The organism is Deinococcus indicus, from assembly GCF_002198095.1.
Classification (GTDB): Bacteria; Deinococcota; Deinococci; order Deinococcales; family Deinococcaceae; genus Deinococcus; species Deinococcus caeni.
Genome location: NZ_NHMK01000020.1, coordinates 18,085 through 42,080, shown reverse-complemented (window position 1 = coordinate 42,080; position 23,996 = coordinate 18,085). Strand labels below are relative to the sequence as shown.

Below are 23,996 nucleotides of genomic sequence, written 5' to 3'. Positions count from 1 at the left end.
CTGCCGGCGTTCCGCCGGGCTGGACACCCTGGCCTTCCGGGCGGGCGGACCTGAAAGTCCGGGTAGACCGGCGGGATAGGGTGTGGGCCATGAACAACCCGAACGAACTGACGGTCACGATCGGCGGTCTGGAGCGCACGCTGCCGACCGTGCGCGCCGGGAACCTGGGCCGCGTCCCACTGGTGGAATTCATCGGTGACAGCGAATTCACGAACGTGGCGGCGCAGGAACTCGTCGCGCTGATTCCCGCGCAGACCGAGGTGCTGCTGACGGTCGTCACGAACGCCCTGCCGCTCACTCACGAACTGAGCGACCGCAGCGGCCTGCCGTACGTCTGCGCCCGCAAGAAACGCCGCACGTACATGCAGTCCCCGCTGATTCAGGAGGTGCCCAGCATGACGCTGGGCGTCACCGAGACGCTGTGGCTGGACGGCCCGCACGCCGAGCGGCTGCGCGGACGCCGGGTGGCCATCGTGCAGGACGTGATCGCCAGTGGCGGAACCGCGCAGGCGCTGGCCCGGCTGGTCGAGAGGGCCGGGGGGACCGTCACCGGGTACCTCGCGGCGTTCCGGCAGGGCGAGCCGCCCATGTCCGTCACGGTCCTTCAGGACCTGCCCCGCTCGCTGTAACCCGCACCCGCCCGCGCGCTTCGCGTCAGCGCCCGGCGCGCAGCAGGCCCGGCAGGTCGTCGGGCAGGCGGCGCATGGGCAGGTCGAACAGCGTGCGGGCCGGTTCGTTCGGGGCGGTGTTGCCCTCTTTCAGCATGGCGTACTGGTGGCGCGTGATGGGCGGGCTGGGCAGCACCTGCATCAGCGGCACGGCGAGGTCCATCAGCGGCAGCGGGACCGGCACGATGGGTTTCTTCCTGCCCAGCGCGCCGAGTTCCAGTTCCAGCAGTTCCCGGAACGTGAATTCCTGCGGGCCGGTCAGCGCGAAGGTCTGCCCGGCGCCCAGGTCGGAACCCGCCGCCAGCGCGAAGGCCTGCGCCACGTCCTGCACGCTGACCGGCCGGAACGGAAAGCGGCCGTTCCCGATCTGCGGCACGACCGGCGCGGCGCTCACGAGTTCCCGCAGCACACGCCCGAAGAAGTCGTCGCCCGGCCCGAAGATCAGGCTGGGCTGGAAGATCGTCCAGTTCAGGCCGCTGGCCCGCACGAGCGCCTCGGCCTTCGCCTTGCTGCTGGAGTACCCGCTGGCGCTGTCCTCGCGCGCGCCCAGGGCGCTCATGTGGACGTAGCGCGCGCCGCGTGGCGTGGCCGCCAGGACGTTGCGGGTGCCGTCCACATGCACGCGCGTGAAGGTCTGGTCGCCCTTCTCGGCGATGATGCCGACCAGATGCACGACCACCTGCGGGTCGGCCTGCCCCACGGCGCGCTGCACGCTGCCGGGGTCGGTGATGTCCAGCTTCACGCCGCGCGCGCCGCCCACGTCGCCGCCCGAGCGGCTGCCGGCCGTGACGGTGTGTCCGTGCTTGAGCAGTTCGGCCACGACGGCCTTTCCGACGAAGCCGCTGGCTCCGGTGACGAGTACGTTCATTCTGAACCTCCGGGAGGATGAGGGGGGGGCGCGCCGCCCAGCAGCCGGGCCGCGATCTGCTGCGCGGCGCTGGGGGCGTCCGGCCCGGCGTACTCGCCGCGCAGGGTGCGCGCCAGGTGCGGCTGGCTGTTCAGCAGCGCGCCCCCCACGAACAGCGGCACGTTCAGGCCGTCCAGGTCCCGCAGGTGTTCCAGGGTGGATTCCAGCGCCCAGGTGCCGTTCAGGGCCAGCAGGACCGCGCGGGCCTCGCGTTGCCGGGCGTACACCGCCAGGTCGCCCAGCGGGACGTTCGCGCCCAGGTACGCCACGCGCACGCCCCGGCGGCGCAGCGCCAGCGTGAGCATCATCAGGCCCAGTTCGTGCTGCTCCTGCGGGGCGCAGGCGGCCACGACCAGCGGCCCGAAGCCGGCCTGCACGCCCGCCACGTCCATCAGGCCCGAGATGCGTGACCGCAGGAACGCGGTCGCCTGATGCTCGTGCGCGACCGTGATCTCCCCGCGTTCCCAGCGGGCGCCGATCTCGATCATGGTGGGGCTGATCACGTCGGTCATGACGACCTCGACCGGAATCTGCGCGTGCGCCTCGGACAGCACGGCTGCCGCGCGGTCCGTGTCCGAGTCGATCAGCGCCTGCGTGAGCAGCGCCGACCACTGCGCGCCGCTGCGTCCCTGCTCGGGCGCCGCGCGGTCCGGCTCGGGAGCGGCGCGGTCCTGGGGGGTGGGCGCCGGGCCGCTCCCGGCCATGGCCTGCACGGTCAGTTCGGCGGCGCGGCTGGCCGGCACGCCCGACTGCAACTGCGACTGCATGTACTGAATGGCGGCCACGTCCCCCGGCGAGTACAGGCGGTACCCGCTGGCGTTGCGGGCCGGGTGCGGGAACCCGTACCGGCGTTCCCACTGCCGCAGCGTCGTGGCAGGGACACCGGTCCGCGCCTCGACCTCCGAGGCGGTGAACATTCCGGTCTGGGACCGTCCGGCAGTCGGCTTCATCTCGCCGTATTGTGCCGCACGGCCGCACCGGCCGATGGTAAGGATTACGCCCAAGGGGCATCTGCCCGGCCCGCCCCGTGCATACAATGCGGATTGCTCATGTCCGGCGCCGTCTCTCCCCGAACCCACCGCCTGCCGCTGCGGCGCCTGCTGACCGTGTCCCGTCCGGCGCTGTGGGTGAACACGGTCGGGACGCTCGTCACGGGCGTGTGGCTCTCGGGGCGGCTGTACACCCTGGACGCCGGGCTGCTGGCGCTGCTGGCGTACCTGACGCTGCCGTTCAACCTGCTGATCTACGGCCTGAACGACCTGTCCGACCGCGAGGAGGACGCCCGCTCGTCCCGCAAGGGCGGCTGGCAGGGCGCGCGCCTGACCCTGCACGAGGGGGGACCGCTGCTGCGCGCCACGCTGCTGCTGAACATTCCCGCGCTGCTGCTGCTGACGCTGCTGCTCCCGCCGGCCGCGACGGCCGCGCTGCTGCTGTCGGCGGTCCTGTTCGCGGCGTACAGCCTGCCGCCCCTGCGCCTGAAGGGCCGCCCCTTCCTGGACGGCCTGAGCAACGTCGCGTACGCCCTGCCGCTGATCCTCCCGGCCCTGACGCTGGGCAGCCCCGCGCCGTGGGGACCGCTGCTGGCCCTCATGAGCTACTCGGTCGGGAAGCACGCCTTCGACGCCGCGCAGGACATTCCCGCCGACCGGGCCGCCGGGACGCGCACGGTCGCCACGACCCTGGGTGTGCGCGGCAGCGCCGCCTACGCCCTGGCGTGGTTCGCGCTGGCGGCCGCGCTGCTGCTGCCCGCCTCGAAACTCACGGCGCTGGCGTTGCTGCTGACCTGCGGCGGCATGGCCCTGGCCCTGCTGCGCCGCCCGACGCCCGAACAGGCCGCGCGGCTGTACCCGCTGAGCATCGTCACGCCCTGGATCGTGGGCGCGGTCGCCGGCGTGCAGCTCGTGTACCTGCTGGCGCGCGGGCAGTGGACCGGCCTGTAGGGTGAGTCGCACGGTCGGCGTGGTGGGGGGCGGGGTTGCCGGACTGACCCTGGCTGCGCTGCTGGCCGGTCGCGGGCACGCGGTCACCGTGTACGAGCAGGACCGCGCGGGCGGCAAGCTGCGCCGCGAACAGGCGGGCGGCCTGAGCTTCGACACCGGCCCCAGCCTCTTCACCTTCCCGGACGTGTGGCGAGCCGTGCTGGCCCGCCTGCACGAACCCAACCCGCTGGACCTGCGCCCCCTGCCCGGCGCTCTGGGCGTGCACCACACGCCGCACGGGCCGGTGCCGCTGCCTGTGCCGCCCGGCCATGCGCTGTTCCCCCACTGGCAGCGGTACGTGAGGGCCGCCCACCCCCTGCGGGCGCACCTGACCACCCTGCTGATCACCCCGCCGCGCCTGAACGACCCGGCGTTCCTGCGGGCGTCGGCGGCGCTGCTGCGCGCCACCGCGCCGCACGCCAGCGCCGCCGCGTGGCTGCGCGCCCGGCATCTGCCGCCCGCACTGGAGCACGCGCTCGCCACGCACGCCCTGAACGCCGGCCTGAGCCCCGCCGACGCCCCGGCCCTGTACGCCCTGATTCCCGCACTGGTGGGCGCGGACGTGTTCCGGCCCGCCCAGGGCATGGGCGCGCTGCTCGACACCCTGCGCCGCTTCGGCGAGGCGCGCGGCGTGACCATCCGCGAGGGGGTGGGCGTCCGCGCCCTGAGCGGCCCCACCCTGACTCTGAACGGGGGAGAGGTCCGCCGCCACGCCCTGATCGTCAGCGCCGTGGACCCGGCTCGCCTCGCCCGGCTGCGCGGGCACTCGCCCCGGCCCGGTCCCCGCACGGTCAGTGGCGTCGCCCTGTACGCCGCGCTGCCCGCCCCCGCGCCGCTGCCCGCCACCAGCGTCATCCCGCCCGGCAGCTTCCGCCACTTCCGCGCCGCCCTGCGCGCCGGAGCCCTCCCGCACACCACCCTGACCCTCGTGCACGCGGACGGCCCCCGCCTCGCCGTGCTGCTGACCGCGCCCCCCACCGGCCGCCCCCTGACCGCCGACCACCCCTGGGTGCAGGCGCAACTGCGGCGCGCGGAACGCACCCTGAACGTGCCGGACCTGCTCGCCCCCGCGTCCGGGACCGTCACCCTGAACCCCGCCCACTACGCGCGGGGCGGCCATCCGGGCGGCGCGATCTACGGCGCGGCCCTGCCCGCCCTGCGCGGCGGCCCGCTGCACCCGCAACCGTACCGCCTGACCCGCGACCTCTGGCAGGTCGGCACCGGCGTCCACCCCGGCGGCGGCCTGCCTGCCATCCTGGGCGGCGCGCTGATCGTGGACCGCCTGCTGAGAGAGGCCGGCTGGTAAATGAACAGCACCCCCTCCGCGTGGAAGGGGGTGCTGCGTGCAGGGGACGTTTACTGCCCGGTGATGGCCTTCAGCGGGTCGACCAGACCGTACCCGAAGTTATTGTCCCGGCCAGCCGTGCCCAGGTCCCTGGCGGTGCTGGTCAGCAGGTTGAGCAGCCCGGTGTTCGTCAGGGTGGGTTTGGCGGCCCAGACGACGGCAGCGGCGGCGCTGACGTGCGGGGTGGCCATGCTGGTCCCGTCGAGGTATGCGTAGTCGGCGCTCGTGACGGCGACGGTGCCGCTGGCGGGCAGTTTGCCCAGCAGCGCCTGCCCGTCCGCCTGCTGGATGCCCACGACCGGCACGGCGTAGGTGTTCGTCAGGCTGATGCCCAGGGCGCCGGCAGCGTTGTTGTAGATCATGACGCCGCGGGCGCCGCTGGCGACAGCGTTCGCGGTCTTCTCCTCGAAGGAGCAGGTGCCGCGCGCGATCAGGGCGATGTTGCCGTTCAGGGCGGCGTTACGGGTGCCGGCGCCGCAGAACTCGTTGTTCGTGCCGCCCGCCGCGACGACGGCGCCGGTGAAGCTGCCCCGCCCGGTCTTGTCGGCCGCCTGCACGTCCGTGAAGGTCACGCCGCCGCCCGAGGCGCTCGCGGCTGTGCCCTGACCGAGCGGCACGGGACTCAGGACAGCCACGCCGGGCCCCGACAGGTCCACCTGCGTGCCGAAGTTACTGAAGTCCGCCTTGGCGAGGTTGCTGTCCACGGCGGCCACGCCCGCCACCTGGGTGTACGCGGCGGGGTAGGACACGGCCGCGCCGTCATTCCCGGTCGCCGCGATGATCAGCGCGCCCTTGTTGTACGCGGCGGTGTACGCGCGCTGCTCGGTCTGGCTCTTACTGCCGCCGCCCAGGCTCATGGACACCACGACCCGGTCCTGCGTGCCGCCCTGCGATTTCAGCTGCGCCACGCACCAGTTCACGCCGTTGATGATGCCGCTGCTGCTGCCGGACCCGGTGTCACCCAGCACGCGCCCGACGAACAGGTTCGCGCCGGTCGCCACGCCACCCACGCCCGCCGAGTCCATGCCGCCCAGGAGTCCGGCCGCGCCGGTCCCCGCGCCGTACTGCGCGAACACGGTCCCGGCGACGTGCGTGCCGTGCCCGTCCACGTCGTTCAGGGCGTAGGGGTCGTTGCGGTTGGTCTCGGTCGTCACGAAGTTTTTGAAGCCCGTCAGTTTCCGCTGGAATTCCGGGTGGTTCCCGTCGATGCCGGTATCCAGGACGCACACGGCCACCCTGGTGGTGCTCGCGCCGGTGTACCCGGCGGCGCGCAGGGCCGGGACGCGCAGGGCGTTGTCGCCCCAGGTGAACTCGCCGCTGGGTGCGTACAGCGCCTGCGCGCCCAGCCGCTGCGCCGACAGCGTAGCCCCCTGCGCCGACAGCGTAGAGGCGGGGCGGGCGTCACTGGTGCCGCTGGGGCGGCCCTGGGCGCGGTGAACGGCTTCCTGCTCGACGTACTCGACGCTGGGGTTGGCGCGCAGCGCCGCGAGGGCCGCAGGGTTCAGGCGCACGGCGGCGGCGCTGATGTCCGCCCACTGGCTGCTGATCACGCCGCCCGCTGCGGTGATGGCCTGCGCCTGCACGGCGGCCTGCGCGGCGAGTTCCTGACCCCCGAGGTTCTGGGCGGTCAGCGGCTGGCGGAACCCCACGAGGTAGCTGTCCGTCCCGGCCGGCGTCCCGGCGACGGGGGCGGTCGGGGCGGCGGCGTCCGGGGCGACGGTCGTGGGTTGTCCGCAGGCGGCCAGGGTCAGGGCGAGGGTCGTTGCCAGCAGGGCGTGGGTCCGGTTCATGCGTGCCTCCGTGGGATCTGGCCGTGCGACGGGAAGACGACTCCGGCACCCCGCGAACGGAGCACAGGAACGTGGAATTCAGCCGGCAGACAGTCGTGCAGTTGAGCTTGGCGCGGATACTAATGCGCGCCCGGAATCCCCCCAGGGCAGTCGGCTAGACAGCTCTGAACAGAGTTCAACCAACCGGCGCATGGGCGCTTGCATTTCGCCGCCGGGTCATTTAAAGGCGTTCTGGTCGAATGGCCTGCCGAAACCGTTCCATGCAGGCGCAGCGGGTATCCCGCCCCCCACCACACGGACAGGGGGAAGGCAGAGGTTCCCCCCTGCCTGCCCCCCTCACGCGCCGCTTACCAGCGTTCGGTGACGGTCTTGAGCTGCATGAAGTTCGCCAGGTAGTCCGGGCCGCCCGCCTTGCTGTCCGTGCCGCTCATGTTGTACCCGCCGAACGGCTGCACTCCCACGATGGCGCCCGTGATCTTGCGGTTGAAGTACAGGTTCCCCACCTCGAACTCTGCGCGGGCCTGCTCCAGACGCTCCCGGCTGGCGCTGCACACGCCGCCCGTCAGGCCGTACTCGGTGCTGTTCGCGATATCCAGCGCGTCCTGCCAGTCCCGCGCGCGGATGACCGACACGACCGGCCCGAAGATTTCCTCCTGCGCCAGACGCGACTCGCGCTTCACGTCACCCACGATGGTCGGCTGCACGTAGTACCCCTGCTTCCCGTTCGCCTCGCCGGGGGCCGCGCCGCCCAGCAGCACCTTGCCCTCGTCGGGGGCGATCTCCAGGTAGCCTTTGATCTTGTCGAAGCTCATCTGGTTCACGACCGCCGTGACGTTCGCGTTCTCCTCGCCCGTCCCGACCTTCAGGGCCTTCGTGCGCTCCACGAAGCCACTGACCACGGCGTCGTACACGCTGTCCACCACGATCAGGCGGCTCATGGCGCTGCACTTCTGCCCGTTGAAGCCGAAAGCGCCCTGCACCGCCGCCGTGACCGCCACGTCCAGATCGGCGGTCTCGTCCACGATCAGGCCGTCCTTGCCGCCCAGCTCCATGATCACGCGCTTGATCCACTTCTGGCCGGGCTGCACCTTCGCCGCCACCTCGTTGATGTGCAGGCCCACCGCGCGGCTCCCCGTGAACGTGATGAAGCGCGTCTTCGCGTGCGTCGTCAGGTACTCCCCGATCTCCCTGCCCACACCCGGCAGGAACTGCAGCACCCCGGCAGGCAGCCCGGCCTCCAGCATGATGTCCACCATGAACCCCGCGATCAATCCCGCGTCCTCGGCGGGCTTCACGATCACGCAATTCCCCACCACGATCGGCGCGGCCGCCATCCCGATGAAGATCGCGCACGGGAAGTTCCACGGGCTGATGCTCACGCCCACGCCCAGCGGGATGCTCATCAGGCCGTTCTCCTCACCCTCGAACCACGTCGTCTCGCTGCTCCCGAAACCCGAGTACTTCATGGCGCTACGCGCGTAGTACTCCAGGAAATCGATCGCCTCCGCCACCTCCACGTCAGCCTCGGCGTAGTTCTTCCCGACCTCGATGCTCATCAGCGCGCACGCTTCCAGGCGGCGACGCTTCAGGATCGCGGACGCCTTCAGCAGAATCCGGGCGCGGGCGTCCATGTCCCACTTCTTCCACGACTCGAACGCCTTCCACGCGCCCTGCAACGCACGCTCGGCATCCTCGACGGTCGCCTTCGCCGTCGTGCCCACCACTTCACTGGTATCGCAGGGGTTCAGGCTGGTCAGCTTCTCGGCCGTATCCACCCGCTCACCGTCGATGACCATGGGGTAGTGCTTCCCGACCAGTTCCGCACGCACCTTCTTCAGCGCGTCCTGATAGGCCTTGACGTTCTCTTCCTTCGTGAAGTCGATGAAGCTCTGCGGGCGGTATTCCTGAACTTTGATCATGGTGGGTCTCCTTAACAGAATTGATAGAGCTGGATGTGGTCGGCTGGGTTGAATACGGGAGCTGAAATGTCCCGGTAGGTGGCGAGTTCCGGTTCAGTCCCCGCGCTGAGGACGTCGAAGAACGCTCTGAACAATGGCTCTGGCTCTTCGGCCAGCACGATCCGGTTGCTCATGACGGTGTCGAAGAAGTTGACTTTCTCCCACAGCGAAGGCTCATCTCTGGCGAGCAGAAGCGCAAAGCAGTCGAGGACGAGAACCTTCTGGAAGTCGTTCAGCGAGTCGAAGACGGGTCTGAGTCCATGGGCCAGAAACGCCTGGAGGCTGTGCGCATTGCCGGTGTACGGGGCCAGCACGTAGCTGTCCATCTCGAAGTCCACCTTCTCGGGGCAGGTCTGGCGGTACCAGTCGTCTGAGGCGTGAATCGCCCAGTTCAGAACCTCGTGCAGCCAGAAGAGGTTGATGTACCCGAGAGGGTTCATCGCGTTCGTTCAGCCTTTGAGCATGCCGCGGATGACGAACATGGCGTTGCGGGGCGTTTCGGCGATGCGGCGGCTGAAGTAGGGGTACCAGTCGCGGCCGTAGGGGATGTACGCGCGGACGCGGTACCCGGCGGCGGCGAGGTTGCGTTGCAGGTCGCGGCGGATGCCGTACAGCATCTGGAATTCGAAGGCGTCCTTGCTGATGCCGTGCGCCAGGGCGTACAGCTGCACGTCGTGGATGATGCCCTCGTCGTGCGTGGCGACGTTCACGTAGTTCCCGGCGCTCATGTGGGCGTACACGAGGCGGCGGTACGCGGCGTCCACGTCGGCTTTCTGCGGGTACGCGACCGTTTCGGGTTCCAGGTACGCGCCCTTCACGATGCGGAGGTTGGGCTTCAGGTCGTCCAGGCTGGCGCGGTCCTTCTCGGTGCGGTAGAGGTAGCTCTGGAGGACGGTGCCGACGTGCTGCCCGCCGAACTCGCCGACGAGGGTGCGGAACTGCGCGAGGGTCTGGTCCACGCGGGGGTGGTCTTCCATGTCGAGGCACACGAAGCCGCCGTACTCCCTGGCGCGGCGGATGATGCGGCGGGCGTTCGTGAGGCCCAGGTCCTCGCCGCCTTCGGTCTTGCCCTGGCCGACGCTGGAGAGCTTGATGCTGACGTAGGGGGTGATGCCGTCGGCGTGCGCGGCGTCCAGCATGGTGATGACGTTGTCGGCGAACTGCGTGCACTGCGCGGGGCTCTCGATGAATTCGCCCAGCAGGTCGAGGTTCGCCATGATGCCGTCTTTCTTCAGGTCGTGGACGGCCTGGATGGCGGTCTGGGGGGTTTCCCCGGCGACGAAGCGCTGGGCCATGCCCCAGCCGCGGGCGCGGACGGCGTTCTCGATGGCTTTCTGCCCGGCGACGGTCAGGACGGCTTTGCGGTACATCTGGTCGATCATGGGGTGCTCCTGGGTTGAAGGTCGTTCAGGACGAGGGCGGCGAAGGTGCGGACGTGCGTGCGGGCGGCGTCCCGCGCGGCGTCGTGGTCACGGGCGAGAATGGCGTCCAGCAGCGCGGCGTGCTGCGCGTCGGTCTGCGGGTGGGCGTTGTACGTGCGGGTCTGGTGCTTGATCAGCGCGACGCGCTGTTCGAGGTCGCGGTTCAGGTCGTTCAGGGCGGCGTTGTGCGCGGCGTGCGTGATGGCGCGGTGGAACGCGAGGTCCAGGCGGGTCTGGGCGCGGTAGTCGCTGCCGGGCGCGGCGTGCAGCTCATTCAGGGCGGCGCGCAGGGCGGCGGCGTCGGCGGGGGTGTGGTGCTGCGCAGCGAGTGCGGCGGCCAGACCGTCGAGTTCCTCGCGGACGACATAGGTGTCGCGGGCCTCGGCGGCGCTCAGGGTGCGGACGCGCACGCCCTTGTTCGCCTCGGCGATCAGGAGGCCGTCCTGCGTGAGGCGCATCAGGGCCTCGCGGATGGGGGTGCGGGACACGCCGAGCTGCGCGCCGAGTTCCACCTCGCCCAGGCGTTCGCCGGGGGCGAGGTCGCCGTCCAGCACGGCGCGGCGCAGGTGGTCGTACACGCCGTCGCGGACCAGGGTGGGGCGCTCGAAGGAGGTCATTGTGGATATTGTATACAATATTGTGCGCCGTGCAAGCCGCGGTACGCGCCGCAGGGGGTTGCACGGCGCGCAGGTCACAGCCGGAAGAGGCCCGGCAGGACTGAATTTTCCGCCGCTGGCAGGTGTTCGCGGTGGCCTGATAGAGGCAGCCATCCGCTCCTTCCCACAGGCCGACAGAATGTGACGCGGGGTGCAATTGATCCGGGGCCGGAACCCTACACTGGCCCCATAGTTTTCCTGGGTACGCAGTGAGTAAGAGGCGCACAAGGTTTCTGTGCGTCTCTTCGTGCCTTTGTAAACTAAGGAGTTGAACATGGCTGTAGGTAAAGTGAAATGGTTTAACGCGGAGAAGGGCTTCGGTTTCATTCAGACGGAAGGGAGCCCCGACGTGTTCGCGCACTTCAGCGCCATCCAGGGCACCGGCTTCAAGAAGCTCAACGAGGGTGACGAAGTCGAGTTCGAGGTGGAAGAAGGCCAGCGCGGCAAGGGCCCGCAGGCCAAGAACATCGTCGTGACGAAGGCCGCGCCCGTCAGCGAGTACGGCGGTGGCCGCCGCGACGACCGCTGGTAATCGCAAACCACCCCTGACCGGAGGTGCCCACCAGGGCCCTCCGGTTTTTTCATGCACCGGCCCTCCCCGTCCCGGACCCGGCGGCGCCGGAAGACCGGCACGCCAATCTGCTTACGGTCTGCGCGGCCCGGCCTTCTATACTCCGGAACGATGACTGCAACCCAGACCGAGACGACCGGCGTGAGCAATCCCCTGCTGAACGTCGGATTCCGCATCCCCTTCGACCAGATCCGCCCCGAGCACGCCGCCAGCGCCGTGGACACCCTGCTGGCCCAGACGCAGGAGAAACTCGAGCAGCTGGCCGCCGCGCCGCAACGCGACTTCGCGAACTTCATGGCGGACCTCGACACCCTGACCGAGCAGCTGGACACCGTGAACACCATCGTCCACCACCTGGACGCCGTGATCAGCAGTCCCGAATGGACCGCCGCCAAGATGGAGATCCTGCCCCGCACCAGCGAGTTCTACACCCGCCTGGGCCTGCACGAGGGCCTCTGGGAAGCGGTCAAGGGCTTCGCCGCCACCCCCCAGGCCGCCGCGCTGGACCCCGTCCGCGCCCGGCACCTGCAGACGGCCATCGACGGGTTCCGCCGCGAGGGCGCCGACCTGCAGGGCGAGGCCCGCGACCGCCTGCTCACCCTGAACACCCGCCTGGCGGAGGTGACCAGCACCTTCTCCCGCAACGTCCTGGAATCCACCGCCGCGTACGAACTGTTCGTGCCGACCGAACGGCTGGCCGGCGTGCCGCAGCGCGTGCAGGACGCCACCCGCCGCGACGCGCAGGGCAAGGGCCAGGACGGCCACCGCCTGACCCTGCACGCGCCCACCCTGCTGCCCATCCTGACCTACGCCGACGACCGCGAACTGCGCCGCGAACTGTGGGAAGCGCAGGGGCGACTGGGCGTGCAGGAGGGCCGCGACAACCGCCCCCTGATCCGCGAGATCCTGCAACTGCGCCGCGAGAAGGCCCAGCTCCTGGGCTTCAGGGATTTCGCCGACTACGTGCTGCAGGAGCGCATGGCCGGCGGCGGCGACCGCGCCCTGAGCTTCGAACGTGACCTGGACGCCCGCACCCGCCCCGCCTTCGAACGCGAGAACGCCGAACTGGTCGCCTTCTACCACGAGCGTGCCGGTGCGGACGCTCCGGAGCTGCAACCCTGGGACGGCGCGTACTGGGCCGAGAAGCAGCGGCAGGAGCAGTACGACTTCGACGAGGAAGCCCTGCGCCCCTACTTCCCGATGGACGGCGTGCTGAGCGGCATGTTCGAGATCGTGCGCCGCGTGTTCGGCGTGAGCGTCAGCGAGTCGCAGGCGCCCGGCTGGCACCCGGAAGTGCGGTACTACGACATTCACGACGAGAACGGCACGCACGTCGCGAGCTTCTACACCGACTGGTTCCCCCGCGACAGCAAACGCGCCGGCGCCTGGATGAACGCCTTCATCACCGGCGGCCCCCGCGACAGCGGCGTGGAACCCCACCTGGGCCTGATGTGCGGCAACATGACCCCCCCCGACGCCGACACCCCCGCCCTGCTGTCCATCCGTGAGGTCGAGACGGTCTTCCACGAGTTCGGGCACCTGCTGCACCACGCCCTGAGCCGCGTGAGCGTCAAGAGCCTCAGCGGCACCCGCGTCGCCTGGGACTTCGTGGAACTGCCCAGCCAGATCATGGAGAACTGGGTCATGGAACGCGAGGCGCTCGACCTGTTCGCCCGCCACTACCAGACCGGCCAGACCATCCCCGAGGAGCTGTTCGACCGCATGATCGCCGCGCGCAACTACCGCGCCGCGAACGCCGCCATGCGCCAGTACTCCTTCGGCCTGACCGACCTGAGCCTGCACGTGGAATTCGACCCGACCGGCGACGCCGACCCCCTGCCGTACGCGCGGGACATCATGGCGACCTTCATTCCGTTCCCGCTGCCCGACGCGTACGCCCAGATCGCCAGTTTCAACCACCTGTTCAGCAGCCCCGTCGGGTACGGCGCCGGCTACTACAGCTACAAGTGGGCCGAAGTCCTCGACGCGGACGCCTTCAGCCGCTTCGCGCAGGAGGGCATCTTCAACCGCGACACGGGCCGCGCCTTCGTGGACAGCGTCCTGAGCCGCGGCAACAGCGCCGACCCCGCCGAGCTGTACCGCGAGTTCATGGGCCGCGACCCCGACGCCGACGCCCTGCTGCGCCGCAGCGGCCTGCTGTAAGACGGACTTCGATTGAATGGGCTGCAAGGCCCGTTCAATCCGGGCAGGTACGAAGGGTGCCGCGCACTGGGCTGGACAGCCGGGGCGCGGCACCCGTGGCATTCACCGGGCATTCAGGTTAAGCTGCGTTCACGATGCTCATGTGGAACCCCAAGCGGACGCTTGGCGCGCTGACGGCCCTGGTGGCCCTCGGTCTGCCCGGCACCACCCAGGCCACCCCCACTCCCGCCGAGGGACAGCTGATCACCCGGCTGAACCAGGTGCGTGCCCAGGGCGTCAACTGCCCCGGCAGCGGCCGCCGCCCCGTCGCCGGCGCGCTCAGCTACTCGCCGGAACTGGCCGCCGCCGCGCGCATCCAGGCCGGGTACATGAGCAGCAGCGGCCGCATCACCCACACCGGCGCCGACGGCTCCACCCCCAAGGTCCGCGCGGCCAGCACCGGCGTGAATGCCGTCAGCGTCACCGAGATCATCTACATGGGCGGCGGCGTGAACCCCGAACAGGCCGTCCGCTGGTGGCTGAACTCGGCCGTACACTGCTACTGGATGAACGAGAACCGCTACACCCACGTCGGCGCCGCCGTCGTGCAGGGCTCACGCGGCACCTCGTACGTGATGGTCCTGAGCAGCCAGCCCCGCTGAGGGTTGATAGGGGATGGAGGATGGTTGATGGAACCGGCCTCCATGCTTCTGCTGTGAGGGACTCCGCGCTGGTCGTCACCGGGCGGTCCAGCCTAGGTCCAGGTCCAGCACCGCGCCGGTCATGCCCCACGCGGCGGGACTGACCACGTAACTGATCAGCGCCGCCACGTCCTGCGGGTCCAGCAGGCGCTTGATGGCGGCGGGCTCCAGCATCACCCGCTGCTCGACCTCCTGCACGGTCAGGCCGCGCGTGCGGGCCTGATCGGCCATCTGCCCCTCGACCAGCGGCGTGCGCACGTAGCCGGGGCAGATGGCGTTCACGGTCAGTCCCTGTTCGCCGGCCTCCAGCGCGGCCGTGCGGGTCAGGCCGATCAGACCGTGCTTCGCGCTGACGTACGCACTCTTGAACGGGCTGGCCACATGTCCGTGGATGCTCGCCACGTTCACGATCCGGCCCTGCCCGGAGCGGGTCAGGTGCGGCCACGCGTACTTGCTCAGCAGGAACGGCGCCGTGAGCATCACGTGCAGCATCGCGTCCCAGGTGTCCTCCGGGAAGGCGGCAATGGGGTCGATGTGCTGAAAGCCCGCGTTGTTCACCAGCACGTCCAGGCCACCCAGCGCCGCCACCGTCTCGTCCACCGCGCGGCGGCAGTCCTCGCGGCGCGACAGGTCCGCCCCGATAAACGTCAGGCCGTTCGCCTGCGCCACCTCGCGCGCCGGCGGGCGGTCCAGATCCAGCACCGCCACCCGCAGCCCATCCTGCGCGAGCCGCTGCGCGATCGCCAGCCCGATGCCGCTCGTGCCGCCCGTGACGAGCGCAGCCCTGCCCTCCATGCCCTGCTTGTGCGTGTCCTGCGTCATGCGCGGAGTGTAGGCCGCAGGCGTCACTCGGCGGTTACGCCCACAGGAAGACCGATCAGGCCCGCGCGCCGGACAGCGCCTGCCACAGCGCCTGCGTCTCCGGCAGGGGTTTCAGGCCCAGGTCCGCCAGCGCCCCCGTGAGGGCCGCGTACACCCGCCCGGCCGCCGCGCCGCGCCCCAGCGCGTGCTGGGCGCGCATCAGGGCCCGCGCGGCCGGTTCGTGCGCCGGGTCGAGGCTCAGGGCGCGTCCGGCGGCCAGCGCGGCCCGGTCCGGTCTGGCCAGTGCCAGGGCCACGTCGGCTTCAGCCGCAAGGGCTTCGGGCAGCGCCGCCGCGTAGCGTTCGGCCTCGCGGGCCACGTCGTCCAGATCCACGTCCGCCAGCGTGGGCGGCAGTTCCAGCAGGGCGTCCAGGCGGTCCGGCGTGCCGGCCGCCTGTCCCAGCCGCGCCCAGGCGGCGGTCAGGTCCACGTGCAGGTCCGCGCCGGGGCGCAGGCGCAGCCAGTCCCCCCTTTCCAGGAACACGCCGCTGCGCGCGCCCTCCTCCAGCACCTGCCCCAGGGCGTGCAGGGTCACGCGGAAATTCCGTTCGCCCACGCCGGGGTCGGCGTCGGGGAACAGCGCCTCCTGCGCCGCCTCACGCGGCAGGCCCGCCGGGTGGACGGCCAGCAGGGCCAGCAGGTCACGGGCCTTCGCGCGGCCCCACTCGCGGACCCGGCCGTCCTCGCGGGTGACGGCCACGCGGCCCAGCACCTGCACACGCACCTCGAAGCCCGGCGTGTCGGCCGGGTCCGGCACCGCCGCGTACCCCAGCTCGCGGGCCGCCACTGCCAGCGCGCCGCGCGCATCCGGCTGCGCCTCGCCCAGGCGGGCCAGCAGCGCCGCGCGGCCCGCGCGGGTCGCCGCCGGGGCGAACAGGGACGGGCGGCCCAGCAGGAACGGGTACGCGGCGACGGCCTGCGCGGCTCCCTCGGCCGGTCCGGCGCCCAGCGCGAACAGCGCCAGCGCCGCCGCCGCCTGCCCGAAGGCGTCCCCGCACGCGCCGAACAGCGCGGCGGCCTCCTGCAACCCAGGAACGGCCTGCGTGCCCTGCGGCCCCTGCGCCAGTCCCAGCGCGGAGGTCAGGGTCAGCAGCCCCGCCATGTAGCGGTCCCCGCCGGTCTGCCCGCCCGCCTCGGCGGTCAGGGCCTGCGCGCGGGCCACGTCCCCGGCCCGGCCCGCCAGCGCCGCGAGGCCCATCAGCGGCTCGACCCGCAGGCGACCCGTGACCGGCTGCGCCTGCCGCAGCGCCGCGTCGTAACTCTCGCGGGCCGCCGCGAAGTCCCCCGCCGCCTGCTGCGCGTGCCCCAGCCGCGCCAGCGCCAGCGACTGCACGAACGGGCTCTCCAGCCGCTCGCCCTCGCTCAGGCCCCGGCGGGCGCACGCCCCGGCGTCGTGCACCTCGCCGCGCGCCGCGTGAATGAAACTCGCCAGCAGCAGGCCCTCGCGGTGGTTCTGCGCGGCCCGCGCGCCGCCCGTCTCGCCGTCCGCGAGTGAGTGCGCGCGCGCCAGTGCCGCGTCCAGATCCCCGGAGCGCAGCGCGGAACGTGCCCCGCCGCGCAGCTCGGGTTCCAGCGCCACCGCCTCGGCCAGCTGCCCGGCGTTCAGCAGGTTCTCGGCCCGCAGGCGGCGCAGTTCGGCCTGCCGCTCCCCGCCGATCAGGGCGGCTGCGGCGTCCAGCGGCCCCCAGGCCTGCTCGGGCTGCACGGTATCCAGCGCCAGCCGGACCTCGCCCAGCGCACGCTCCAGCGGTTCTGCCAGGGCGTACTCGGCGCGGGCCTCGTCGTAGCGGCTCGCTAGCCGCAGCGCGTCCCCGGCCAGGGCGTGCAGGGCGGGCGTCCAGTCCGCGCGCGGCAGCCGGGCGAGGCTGCGGTCCACCAGCGTCACGCGCCCCTGCGCCAGCCACACGCCGCCCCGGCCTGCCAGGAGTGCGGCCGCCCGCGCCGTGTTCCCTGCCAGCAGGTGCGCCGCCAGCGCCCGGCGCAGTCGCCCGGTCCGCTCGAAGAACGCCGCGCCGCGCGCCGCGATCTCCCGCGCCTCCGCCGGGGGCAGCAGGCCGCGCAGGTGCGCGCGCAGCAGCGGATGCGCCCGGTATGTGTCCTCGCCCGCCCGGATCAGGAACGTGCCGCTGCCCGCCAGCGTCTCCAGCAGCGTCCGCGCACGCGGCTCGTCCAGCGCGTCCTCCAGCAGCGCCGGAATCAGTTCCTCGAACACGCTGCTGCGCGTCAGCAGCCCCCGCAGCGCCGGGTCGAGCGGCCCCAGCACCTCCTGCGCGAGGTACGTGAACAGCGTCCCCAGCGGCGCGTCCCCGCCCTCCAGGTCCGCGAGGTCCGCCAGCGTCACGCGGCCCTGCGCCGCCGCCTGCGCCAGGAAACGCGCCGCGATCGGCCAGCCCTCGGTCACCGCGTGCGCCGTGCGGACCTCCGCGCCCGTCAGGGCCAGGCCCTGCGCCGCGAACAGCGCCGCGATCTCGGCCGGGGTGAACGCCAGTTCCGCCGCCGAGAGTCGCGCCGCGTCCCCCGACACCTCCAGCCGCGCCAGTTCCGGCAGGTCCAGCGCCGTACGCGACAGCAGCGCCAGCCGCCCCTCACCCGGCGCGAGCAGCCCGCCCAGCACCTCCGCCCCCGCCGAGCCGGACAGCACCTGCGCCTCGTCCAGCACGAGTAGCGCCCCGCAGCCGTCGAGCACGTCCGCCACCAGTCCCGCCACCCGGCGCGGGGACGCCCCCCCACCCAGCGCGTCCCCGGGCCGCGCGCCGCCGGGCAGCGCCTGCACCGCCAGCGACAGGCTGGCCGCCAGCACCAGCGGATCGGCGTCGTCGCCGTCCAGCGTCAGCCACGCGACCGGGCCGGGCCGACCCGTCGCCGCGCCCGCCAGCGCCGTCGTCTTGCCGTACCCGGCAGGTGCGGTCACGAGCAGCACGCGGGCGTCCAGCGCCGAGAGGAGCCGCTCGCGCGCCACCGCGCCGCGCACCGCCGGCAGCCGCGTGCGCCGCGCGGACGTCAGGTCCCGCCAGTGAAGGGTCACGCCCGGCAATCTAGCGCGAAGTGCCGTCCTGGCGCGACAGAAACCCCACAAGTGGCAGGGGAGGGTCGCAGCCTGCCTCGCCCCGACCCTCCCCGCCAGTGGACCAGCTCACAGCGCCAGATACGCCTCACGCACCGCCGGGTCGGCCAGCAGCGCCGCGCCCGTGCCCTCCTTGACCACCTGCCCGTTCTCCAGCACGTACGCCCGGTGCGCCAGCTTCAGGCTGAGGTTCACGTTCTGCTCGACCAGCACGACCGTCACGCCCTGCGCGTTCACGGCCTTCAGCGCCTCGAACACCGTCTGGGTCATCAGCGGCGACAGGCCCAGGCTGGGTTCGTCCACGACGAGCACGCTGGGGCGGGCCATCAGCGCGCGGCCCACCGCGACCATCTGCTGCTCGCCGCCCGACAGCGTGCCCGCCAGCTGCCCCGCGCGTTCCTGAAGGCGGGGGAACAGCGTGTACACCTCGCCCAGCGTCTCGGCGGCGCGCGCGCGGGCGGCGGCGCTCATGGCCGCGCCCAGGTCCAGGTTCTCGCGGACCGTCATGTGCGGGAACAGCTCGCGGCCCTCCGGGACGTGCCCCAGGCCCAGCGCCACCACGCGACTCGGTTCGGCCCGCGTGATGTCCACCCCGCCCAGCGTGATGCGGCCCGCGCTGGGCTTCACGACGCCACTCACGGCACGCAGCGTGGTCGTCTTGCCCGCCCCGTTCGCGCCGATCACCGCCACGAACTCGCCCGGCGCGGCGTGCAGGTTCACGTCCCACAACACCTGCACCTTCCCGTACCCGGCGGCCAGCCCCTCGATCCGTAGTTCCTGCCCTGCGGTTTCTGGTGCGGCGTCCGTCCTGCTCAGTGTGTCAGTCATGCCTGTAATCCTTCCTCGGTCCCCAGGTACGCGCTGACCACACGCGGGTCGGCCGTCACCTCGCGGTAGGTGCCCTGCGCGAGCACCTGTCCCTGATCCATCACGACCACCCGGTCGGCCAGATCCCGCACGACCGGCATGATGTGCTCGATGAACAGGACGCTCACGCCGCTCTCGCGCACGCCGCGCACCAGAGCGACGGCCTCCTGTGCCTCGCCGGGACGCAGGCCCGCCATCACCTCGTCCAGCAGCAGCACGCTGGGGTTCGTCGCCAGGGCGCGCGCCACCTCCAGCCGCTTGTCCTGCAGCAGCGTCAGTTCATGCGCGGCCTTGTCGGCGTGCGCGGCCAGCCCGGTGCGTTCCAGCAGCGCCCAGGCCCGCTCGCGCGCCTCCGGCAGGCGCTGACCGGGCTTGCCGAACAGCGCGCCCACCGTGACGTTCTCGTGCACGGTCATCTCCGGGAAGGGCCGCACGATCTGGAACGCGCGGCCCAGTCCGGCGTGACAGCGGGCCTCCATGGGTTGGTCGGTCACGTCGCGGCCCATCAGGTGCAGCCGTCCCGCCGACGGGCGGTACACGCCGGACAGCAGGTTCAGCAGCGTCGTCTTGCCCGCCCCGTTCGGCCCGATCACCGCCAGGATCTCACCCTGATGGTGCGTGAACGACACGTCCTGCACGGCCTTCAGACCCCCGAAGCGCTTCGAGAGGCCCTCGGCGCGCAGGACCTCTGCGCCCTGCGAGGCAGGGGAGAGGGTGCCCCCGATGGTCGTCGCGGCGGTCACAGGTCACCTCCATGCTTCCTGTTGCGGCGTAGGCCCATCAGGCCGCGCGGCAGCCACAGGATGCTCAGCATCAGCACCAGCCCGTACACCACGAGGTACCCGTCCTTCACGCTGTTGTGCAGCAGTTCCTCAGCCACGCGGAGCACAGTCGCGCCCAGCACCGGCCCCAGCGTCGTGTACAGCCCCCCGAAGATCGAGGTGGTCAGCGGCGCGATGGAGTTCGCCAGGCTGAAGGTCTCCAGCGGGTTGATGAAGAACGTCTTCCCGGCGTACAGCACGCCTGCCAGCGCCGCCAGCGACGAACTGATGAAGAACGCCAGCAGCTTGAAGCGCACGATGCTCACGCCCAGCACCCGCGCCGTCTCCTCGCCCTGCCGGATCGCGGCGAACGCGAAGTGCAGCCGCGTCAGGCGCACCGCCAGACTGACGAGCACCGTGAAGGCCAGCAGGCCCCACGCCAGCGCGTACTGCGCGCGGCTGTTCCCACCCAGCAGCGCGGGCACGAGCAGGCCGGTCGCGCCGCCCGCGACGCTCTCGGGGAGGTTCTGGATGATCGTGCGGACCACCTCGGTGAAGGCCAGCGTGGCGATCGCGAAGTACATGCCGCTCAGGCGCATCGTGACCGCGCCCAGGATCAGGCTCACGCCGCCTGCCAGCAGCGCTGCAACCGGCATGGCCAGCAGCCACGGCAGGCCCGCTTTCAGCAGCAGCGCGTACCCGTACGCGCCCAGCCCGTAGAACGCCGCGTGCGCGAGGCTCACCTGCCCGCTGCGCGCCAGGATGTCCCACGACAGCGCCATGATGCCCGCCACCAGCGTGAAGAACGCGATCTGCAACAGGAACTCCGCGCGACTCCCCAGCGGCAGGAACGGGAACAGCGCCGCCAGCAGCAGGAACCCCAGCAGGGGCAGCGCGGCGCCCGGCGTGATCTCGCGGCGCGGCGCCGCGCGCACGGGTGCGCCCGCCTCAGCCTGACGGGCACTCATCGCGCGCCCCGGAAGGACCGCAGCACCAGCGTCCCGAAGATCATCAGGAAGAACACCGCGTCACTCCAGCCGCCGCCGCCCGGCACGTACGTCTGCACCAGCGCCTCGCTGACGCCCAGCAGCACCGACGCCCACAGCACGCCCGTCAGGTTCCCCAGGCCCGCCATCACGATGATCGCGAAGGCCTTCAGCGCGAATACCAGTCCCACGGTCGGGGACGCGAACAGCAGCACGCTCACCAGCACGCCCGCCACCGCCGCCAGGGCGCAACTCACGCCGAACGCGATCAGGTACACGCGGTCCACGTCGATGCCGATCAGCTGCGCGCCCCGGCGGTTCTGCGCCACGGCGCGCATCTGGCGGCCCAGCGTCGTGCGGTACAGCACCACGTACAGCGCCCCCAGCAGCAGCGCCGCCAGTCCGAACGCCAGCGCCTTCGGGCCGCCCACGCTCAGGTCACCCAGTTGCAGGCTGCTCGCCTGGTACGGCGTGGTGACCGTGCGGGTGTTGCCGCCCAGCAGCATCAGCGCGAGGTTCTGCAGCAGGATGCCCAGCCCGAAGGTCAGCAGCATCTGGTTCAGTTCCGGCGCGAGCAGCACGTGCCGGATGCTCACGCGGTACGTCAGCGCCCCGATGGCGAACACGGCGACCGCGATCACCGGCAGGCTCAGCAGCGGGTCCACGCCCAGGAAGGCACTGCCCGCCCACGCCAGGAACGCCCCGATCATCAGGTATTCCCCGTGCGCGAAGTTCACGATGCCGACCACGCCCACCGCCAGCGCCAGCCCCGACGCGACGAGCGCGTACAGGCCACTCTGGAGCAGGCCGTTGACCAGCGTCTGCACAAATAAGTCCATCTCGTTCCTCCAACAGACCGGGGGTCGTCCAAGGCGACACAGGACGACCCCCGCTCAGAACCCGCTCCACTCCTACTCGCATCCGCTCGGGTTGAACGGCTTGATAAGCCATTCAACCGGAGTCCGTCTTACTTGCCGTACACCATGGGTTTCTGCGCGAACTTGATCGGGAAGACCGGCACGCGCGCGTCCCCGAGGTACTGGAAGTGCAGCCAGTTCCCGGCCTTGAAGCCCTGGTACTTCGTTTTCAGGCTGGGGCTGAAGGTCAGCTGCCCGAACGGCGTGGACACGTTCGTTTTGGCCATCTCGGCGGCAACTTTGGCCTTGTCGGTCGTGCCCGCGCGGTTGATCGCGGCGGCCAGCGTCTTGAGGTTCACGTACGCCAGCGGCGCGAAGTACTCGTCGGTGACCGTGCCGTATTTTTTCTTGTACGCGGCGACGAAGGTGCGGCTGTCCTTGTTGGGGCTGGTGGACAGCCACAGGCTCAGGCCCGCCACGTTGTCCGAGAGGCTGTTCTTCTCGAAGCCCACGGGCCAGCTGGGGGGCGTGCCGTACAGCAGGCCCAGTTGCAGGTTCTGCTGTTTGATCTCGGTGGCCAGGGGCAGGGCGTCGGTGTCGTAGCCGACCCAGTACAGGATGTCGGGTTTGGCGGCCTTGGCCTTGCTGACCAGCGGGCCGAAGTTGCCGCTGCCGGTCTTGAACTTCTCGGTCATGACGACGTTGAACCCGGCCTTCCTGAAGGCGTCCACGGTCGCGTCGATGCCCGCGCTGCCGAAGGGGCCGTCCTCGTACGCGATGGCGATGGTCTTGGCTTTCTTGTACGTCTTGAGGTACTTGAAGTACCCGAGGATCGCCTCGAAGTTGTAGTACGACCAGGGGTGGTAGTGGAAGAAGTACGGGTGGTCCGCGAAGGCGTCCTCGACGGGCACGGCGGCCGCGCCGATCCAGGCCATGAAGGTGCCGTACTGCTTGGCGGGCCCGCTCACGGCGATGCTGGTGGCGCTGCTCACGCCGCCCGCCATGAAGTCCACCTTCTCGACCGTCACGAGCTTCACGAATTCCGGCACGGCCTTGGCGGGGGCGCTGCCGTCATCCGCGAATTCCAGTTCCAGAGGCTTGCCGAGCACGCCGCCCGCCCGGTTGATCTCGTCCAGGGCCAGCTGGTACCCGTTTTTTGCGGCCTGGCCGGACACGCTGCCCGCCCCGCTCAGGGGAAGCAGCACGCCGACCTTCACTGCGCCCGCGCCAGACAGCGCGAGCAGAACGCCCGTCATCAGGAGTGTTTTCATGTTCGCTGCGCAGTGTAGGGCCGGGCCGTCACACGTGCGTTACACCCGCCGCTGACCGGGCGTGTAACCGGCCCGTGACGCCCCGCACCTAGCCTGGAACGCGATGCGAGACAGTCCGTGGACGTGGACGCCAGGGGATTCTCCGGGCGACTTTGAACTGAGAGGTGACCTGACCGTGGCGGGCCAGCCGGTGCCGCTGCGACTGGGCGGCCGGGCCTGGGGCACCCTGAACAGGGAACGGGACAACGCCGTGCTGGTCTGCCACCACTACACCGGTACCATGCGCGCCGCCGGACTGAACCCGGACGGCACGCCCGGCTGGTGGGACGCCCTGATCGGGCCGGGCCGCGCGCTGGACACCGACCGGTTCTACGTGGCGTGCCTGAACACGCCCGGAAACGTGCAGGTGCGCGACCCGGAGGTCGTCACGACCGGCCCCGCCACCCCACACCCGGACGGGCACCCCTGGGGCGAGCGGTTCCCGGCGTGGACGATGGCGGACCTGCACGGAGCGCAGTGCGGCCTGCTGCGCGCCCTGCACGCTCCCCGCTGGCACGCGGTGGTCGGTCCCAGCTTCGGCGGGATGCAGGCGCTCCAGTGGGCGGCGCGCACCCCCGCGCTGGCGCCGCGCGTGGCGGCGGTCGTCAGCAGCCCGGTCGCGGGGCCGGTGCTGCGCGGCGTGTTCGGTCCGCTCCTGCACGCGGCGGCGCAGGGCGACCCGGACGCGGCGCTGCACGAGACGCTGCGTCTGATCACCTTCTTCGGCCTGGGCGCGGACGGCGTGGACCTGTTGTTCCGCGACGCGGACGTGGACGCCTACCTGCGCACCCGCACCGCGACCGCCGACCTGCGGCACGTGCTGGATATCGGCCGGGCCGTGCAGACGCACGACCTGCTGGAGGTGGCTCCCCTGGACGACCTATGCCGCCACTGGCGCGAACAGGGCACGCGGCTCCTGAGCGTGAACGTGCGCGGCGACCAGTTCTTCCCCGCCGCCGAGATGCGCGATTTCGCCGCGCAGACGCAGGCGGCGGGCGTGGCCCACACCCACCTGGAATTCGACTCGCCGCGCGGACACCTGGGCGGACTGGCCGACACCGCCGCCTTCGAGGACGCCCTGCGGGAGCTGCTGGGCACGGCGCCGATGCCACCCGCCCTGGACGCGGCGGAGGTGCGTCATGTCTGATGGAG

General features: G+C 71.3%; 21 protein-coding genes. 7 read left to right on the top strand and 14 right to left on the bottom strand.

Annotation, left to right across the window (positions count from 1 at the left end):
* Window positions 1-89: 89 nt before the first annotated feature.
* Window positions 90-629 carry a phosphoribosyltransferase family protein gene (locus CBQ26_RS13010; protein ID WP_088249058.1) on the top strand — a complete coding sequence of 180 codons (540 nt, stop codon included), beginning with the start codon at window positions 90-92 and terminating at the stop codon, window positions 627-629.
* A gap of 25 nt (window positions 630-654) precedes the next feature.
* On the opposite strand, the gene CBQ26_RS13005 is transcribed toward CBQ26_RS13010, so the two are convergent.
* Window positions 655-1,536: a complex I NDUFA9 subunit family protein gene (locus CBQ26_RS13005; RefSeq protein ID WP_088249057.1), complete on the bottom strand. Its 882-nt coding sequence runs from the start codon at window positions 1,534-1,536 to the stop codon at window positions 655-657.
* Entirely contained in the window at window positions 1,533-2,525 is a 993-nt protein-coding gene (locus CBQ26_RS13000; RefSeq protein WP_088249056.1) for a MerR family transcriptional regulator, read from the bottom strand. The genes CBQ26_RS13005 and CBQ26_RS13000 overlap by 4 nt, the downstream gene beginning before the upstream one ends.
* A 99-nt stretch (window positions 2,526-2,624) precedes the next feature.
* On the opposite strand from CBQ26_RS13000, the gene CBQ26_RS12995 reads away from it, so the two are divergent.
* Both CBQ26_RS12995 and CBQ26_RS12990 read left to right on the top strand, forming a co-directional pair.
* On the top strand, window positions 2,625-3,515 hold the full coding sequence (locus CBQ26_RS12995; protein WP_088249055.1) for a UbiA family prenyltransferase: 891 nt from the start codon (window positions 2,625-2,627) through the stop codon (window positions 3,513-3,515).
* 1 nt (window position 3,516) lies between these two features.
* Window positions 3,517-4,860: a phytoene desaturase family protein gene (locus CBQ26_RS12990; RefSeq protein ID WP_088249054.1), complete on the top strand. Its 1,344-nt coding sequence runs from the start codon at window positions 3,517-3,519 to the stop codon at window positions 4,858-4,860.
* 50 nt (window positions 4,861-4,910) lie between these two features.
* Here CBQ26_RS12990 and CBQ26_RS12985 read toward each other — a convergent pair whose 3' ends face one another.
* The 5 genes from CBQ26_RS12985 to CBQ26_RS12965 form a co-directional block, all read right to left on the bottom strand.
* On the bottom strand, window positions 4,911-6,689 hold the full coding sequence (locus CBQ26_RS12985; RefSeq protein WP_088249053.1) for a S8 family serine peptidase: 1,779 nt from the start codon (window positions 6,687-6,689) through the stop codon (window positions 4,911-4,913).
* 347 nt (window positions 6,690-7,036) lie between these two features.
* Complete coding sequence (gene pruA, locus CBQ26_RS12980) at window positions 7,037-8,608, bottom strand: L-glutamate gamma-semialdehyde dehydrogenase (RefSeq protein WP_088249052.1); 1,572 nt, start codon at window positions 8,606-8,608, stop codon at window positions 7,037-7,039.
* 11 nt (window positions 8,609-8,619) lie between these two features.
* A complete protein-coding gene (locus CBQ26_RS12975; protein WP_088249051.1) occupies window positions 8,620-9,087 on the bottom strand; it encodes a hypothetical protein in 468 nt (155 codons plus the stop codon).
* Window positions 9,088-9,096: 9 nt separating this feature from the next.
* Window positions 9,097-10,029, bottom strand: coding sequence for a proline dehydrogenase family protein (locus CBQ26_RS12970; protein WP_088249050.1), 933 nt, complete (start codon window positions 10,027-10,029; stop codon window positions 9,097-9,099).
* Entirely contained in the window at window positions 10,026-10,685 is a 660-nt protein-coding gene (locus tag CBQ26_RS12965; protein ID WP_088249049.1) for a GntR family transcriptional regulator, read from the bottom strand. The genes CBQ26_RS12970 and CBQ26_RS12965 overlap by 4 nt, the downstream gene beginning before the upstream one ends.
* Before the next feature lie 313 nt (window positions 10,686-10,998).
* On the opposite strand from CBQ26_RS12965, the gene CBQ26_RS12960 reads away from it, so the two are divergent.
* From CBQ26_RS12960 to CBQ26_RS12950, 3 genes are all read left to right on the top strand, one after another.
* Window positions 10,999-11,256, top strand: a complete 258-nt coding sequence (locus tag CBQ26_RS12960; RefSeq protein ID WP_088249265.1) for a cold-shock protein — start codon at window positions 10,999-11,001, stop codon at window positions 11,254-11,256.
* A 150-nt stretch (window positions 11,257-11,406) separates the two neighbouring features.
* The gene (locus CBQ26_RS12955; RefSeq protein ID WP_088249048.1) at window positions 11,407-13,458 is read left to right on the top strand and encodes a M3 family metallopeptidase; all 2,052 of its coding nucleotides are present in this window, start codon (window positions 11,407-11,409) and stop codon (window positions 13,456-13,458) included.
* 140 nt (window positions 13,459-13,598) lie between these two features.
* Complete coding sequence (locus CBQ26_RS12950) at window positions 13,599-14,099, top strand: CAP domain-containing protein (protein ID WP_088249264.1); 501 nt, start codon at window positions 13,599-13,601, stop codon at window positions 14,097-14,099.
* A gap of 75 nt (window positions 14,100-14,174) precedes the next feature.
* On the opposite strand, the gene CBQ26_RS12945 is transcribed toward CBQ26_RS12950, so the two are convergent.
* The 7 genes from CBQ26_RS12945 to CBQ26_RS12915 all read right to left on the bottom strand — a co-directional run bounded on the left by CBQ26_RS12945 (window position 14,175) and on the right by CBQ26_RS12915 (window position 22,805).
* Window positions 14,175-14,960 carry a 3-hydroxybutyrate dehydrogenase gene (locus CBQ26_RS12945; RefSeq protein WP_088249047.1) on the bottom strand — a complete coding sequence of 262 codons (786 nt, stop codon included), beginning with the start codon at window positions 14,958-14,960 and terminating at the stop codon, window positions 14,175-14,177.
* Between the two features lie 55 nt (window positions 14,961-15,015).
* Window positions 15,016-18,024, bottom strand: coding sequence for an AfsR/SARP family transcriptional regulator (locus tag CBQ26_RS12940; protein ID WP_088249046.1), 3,009 nt, complete (start codon window positions 18,022-18,024; stop codon window positions 15,016-15,018).
* 108 nt (window positions 18,025-18,132) lie between these two features.
* The gene (locus tag CBQ26_RS12935) at window positions 18,133-18,891 is read right to left on the bottom strand and encodes an ABC transporter ATP-binding protein (protein ID WP_088249045.1); all 759 of its coding nucleotides are present in this window, start codon (window positions 18,889-18,891) and stop codon (window positions 18,133-18,135) included.
* Window positions 18,888-19,673 (bottom strand): ABC transporter ATP-binding protein, encoded by a 786-nt coding sequence (locus CBQ26_RS12930; protein WP_229844045.1) that lies wholly within the window; start codon window positions 19,671-19,673, stop codon window positions 18,888-18,890. The genes CBQ26_RS12935 and CBQ26_RS12930 overlap by 4 nt, the downstream gene beginning before the upstream one ends.
* Complete coding sequence (locus CBQ26_RS12925; RefSeq protein ID WP_088249044.1) at window positions 19,670-20,659, bottom strand: branched-chain amino acid ABC transporter permease; 990 nt, start codon at window positions 20,657-20,659, stop codon at window positions 19,670-19,672. Before CBQ26_RS12925 ends, CBQ26_RS12930 begins: the two co-directional genes overlap by 4 nt.
* On the bottom strand, window positions 20,656-21,516 hold the full coding sequence (locus CBQ26_RS12920; protein ID WP_058976133.1) for a branched-chain amino acid ABC transporter permease: 861 nt from the start codon (window positions 21,514-21,516) through the stop codon (window positions 20,656-20,658). Before CBQ26_RS12920 ends, CBQ26_RS12925 begins: the two co-directional genes overlap by 4 nt.
* Window positions 21,517-21,644: 128 nt before the next feature.
* The gene (locus tag CBQ26_RS12915) at window positions 21,645-22,805 is read right to left on the bottom strand and encodes an ABC transporter substrate-binding protein (protein WP_088249043.1); all 1,161 of its coding nucleotides are present in this window, start codon (window positions 22,803-22,805) and stop codon (window positions 21,645-21,647) included.
* A 103-nt stretch (window positions 22,806-22,908) separates the two neighbouring features.
* Between CBQ26_RS12915 and CBQ26_RS12910 the strand changes: the two genes are divergently transcribed.
* On the top strand, window positions 22,909-23,991 hold the full coding sequence (locus tag CBQ26_RS12910) for an alpha/beta fold hydrolase (RefSeq protein WP_088249042.1): 1,083 nt from the start codon (window positions 22,909-22,911) through the stop codon (window positions 23,989-23,991).
* The last annotated feature ends 5 nt before the right edge of the window (window positions 23,992-23,996 follow it).

What these genes read in the sequence shown, in the direction of transcription:
- CBQ26_RS12975 (WP_088249051.1), bottom strand. Translation starts at nt 9,087, where the DNA reads ATGAACCCTCTCGGGTACATCAACCTCTTCTGGCTGCACGAGGTTCTG.
- CBQ26_RS12945 (WP_088249047.1), bottom strand. Translation starts at nt 14,960, where the DNA reads ATGACGCAGGACACGCACAAGCAGGGCATGGAGGGCAGGGCTGCGCTC.
- CBQ26_RS13000 (WP_088249056.1), bottom strand. Translation starts at nt 2,525, where the DNA reads ATGAAGCCGACTGCCGGACGGTCCCAGACCGGAATGTTCACCGCCTCG.
- CBQ26_RS12915 (WP_088249043.1), bottom strand. Translation starts at nt 22,805, where the DNA reads ATGAAAACACTCCTGATGACGGGCGTTCTGCTCGCGCTGTCTGGCGCG.
- pruA (WP_088249052.1), bottom strand. Translation starts at nt 8,608, where the DNA reads ATGATCAAAGTTCAGGAATACCGCCCGCAGAGCTTCATCGACTTCACG.
- CBQ26_RS13005 (WP_088249057.1), bottom strand. Translation starts at nt 1,536, where the DNA reads ATGAACGTACTCGTCACCGGAGCCAGCGGCTTCGTCGGAAAGGCCGTC.
- CBQ26_RS12950 (WP_088249264.1), top strand. Translation starts at nt 13,599, where the DNA reads ATGTGGAACCCCAAGCGGACGCTTGGCGCGCTGACGGCCCTGGTGGCC.
- CBQ26_RS12970 (WP_088249050.1), bottom strand. Translation starts at nt 10,029, where the DNA reads ATGATCGACCAGATGTACCGCAAAGCCGTCCTGACCGTCGCCGGGCAG.
- CBQ26_RS12960 (WP_088249265.1), top strand. Translation starts at nt 10,999, where the DNA reads ATGGCTGTAGGTAAAGTGAAATGGTTTAACGCGGAGAAGGGCTTCGGT.
- CBQ26_RS12910 (WP_088249042.1), top strand. Translation starts at nt 22,909, where the DNA reads ATGCGAGACAGTCCGTGGACGTGGACGCCAGGGGATTCTCCGGGCGAC.
- CBQ26_RS13010 (WP_088249058.1), top strand. Translation starts at nt 90, where the DNA reads ATGAACAACCCGAACGAACTGACGGTCACGATCGGCGGTCTGGAGCGC.
- CBQ26_RS12920 (WP_058976133.1), bottom strand. Translation starts at nt 21,516, where the DNA reads ATGGACTTATTTGTGCAGACGCTGGTCAACGGCCTGCTCCAGAGTGGC.
- CBQ26_RS12925 (WP_088249044.1), bottom strand. Translation starts at nt 20,659, where the DNA reads ATGAGTGCCCGTCAGGCTGAGGCGGGCGCACCCGTGCGCGCGGCGCCG.
- CBQ26_RS12985 (WP_088249053.1), bottom strand. Translation starts at nt 6,689, where the DNA reads ATGAACCGGACCCACGCCCTGCTGGCAACGACCCTCGCCCTGACCCTG.
- CBQ26_RS12995 (WP_088249055.1), top strand. Translation starts at nt 2,625, where the DNA reads ATGTCCGGCGCCGTCTCTCCCCGAACCCACCGCCTGCCGCTGCGGCGC.
- CBQ26_RS12935 (WP_088249045.1), bottom strand. Translation starts at nt 18,891, where the DNA reads ATGACTGACACACTGAGCAGGACGGACGCCGCACCAGAAACCGCAGGG.
- CBQ26_RS12955 (WP_088249048.1), top strand. Translation starts at nt 11,407, where the DNA reads ATGACTGCAACCCAGACCGAGACGACCGGCGTGAGCAATCCCCTGCTG.
- CBQ26_RS12965 (WP_088249049.1), bottom strand. Translation starts at nt 10,685, where the DNA reads ATGACCTCCTTCGAGCGCCCCACCCTGGTCCGCGACGGCGTGTACGAC.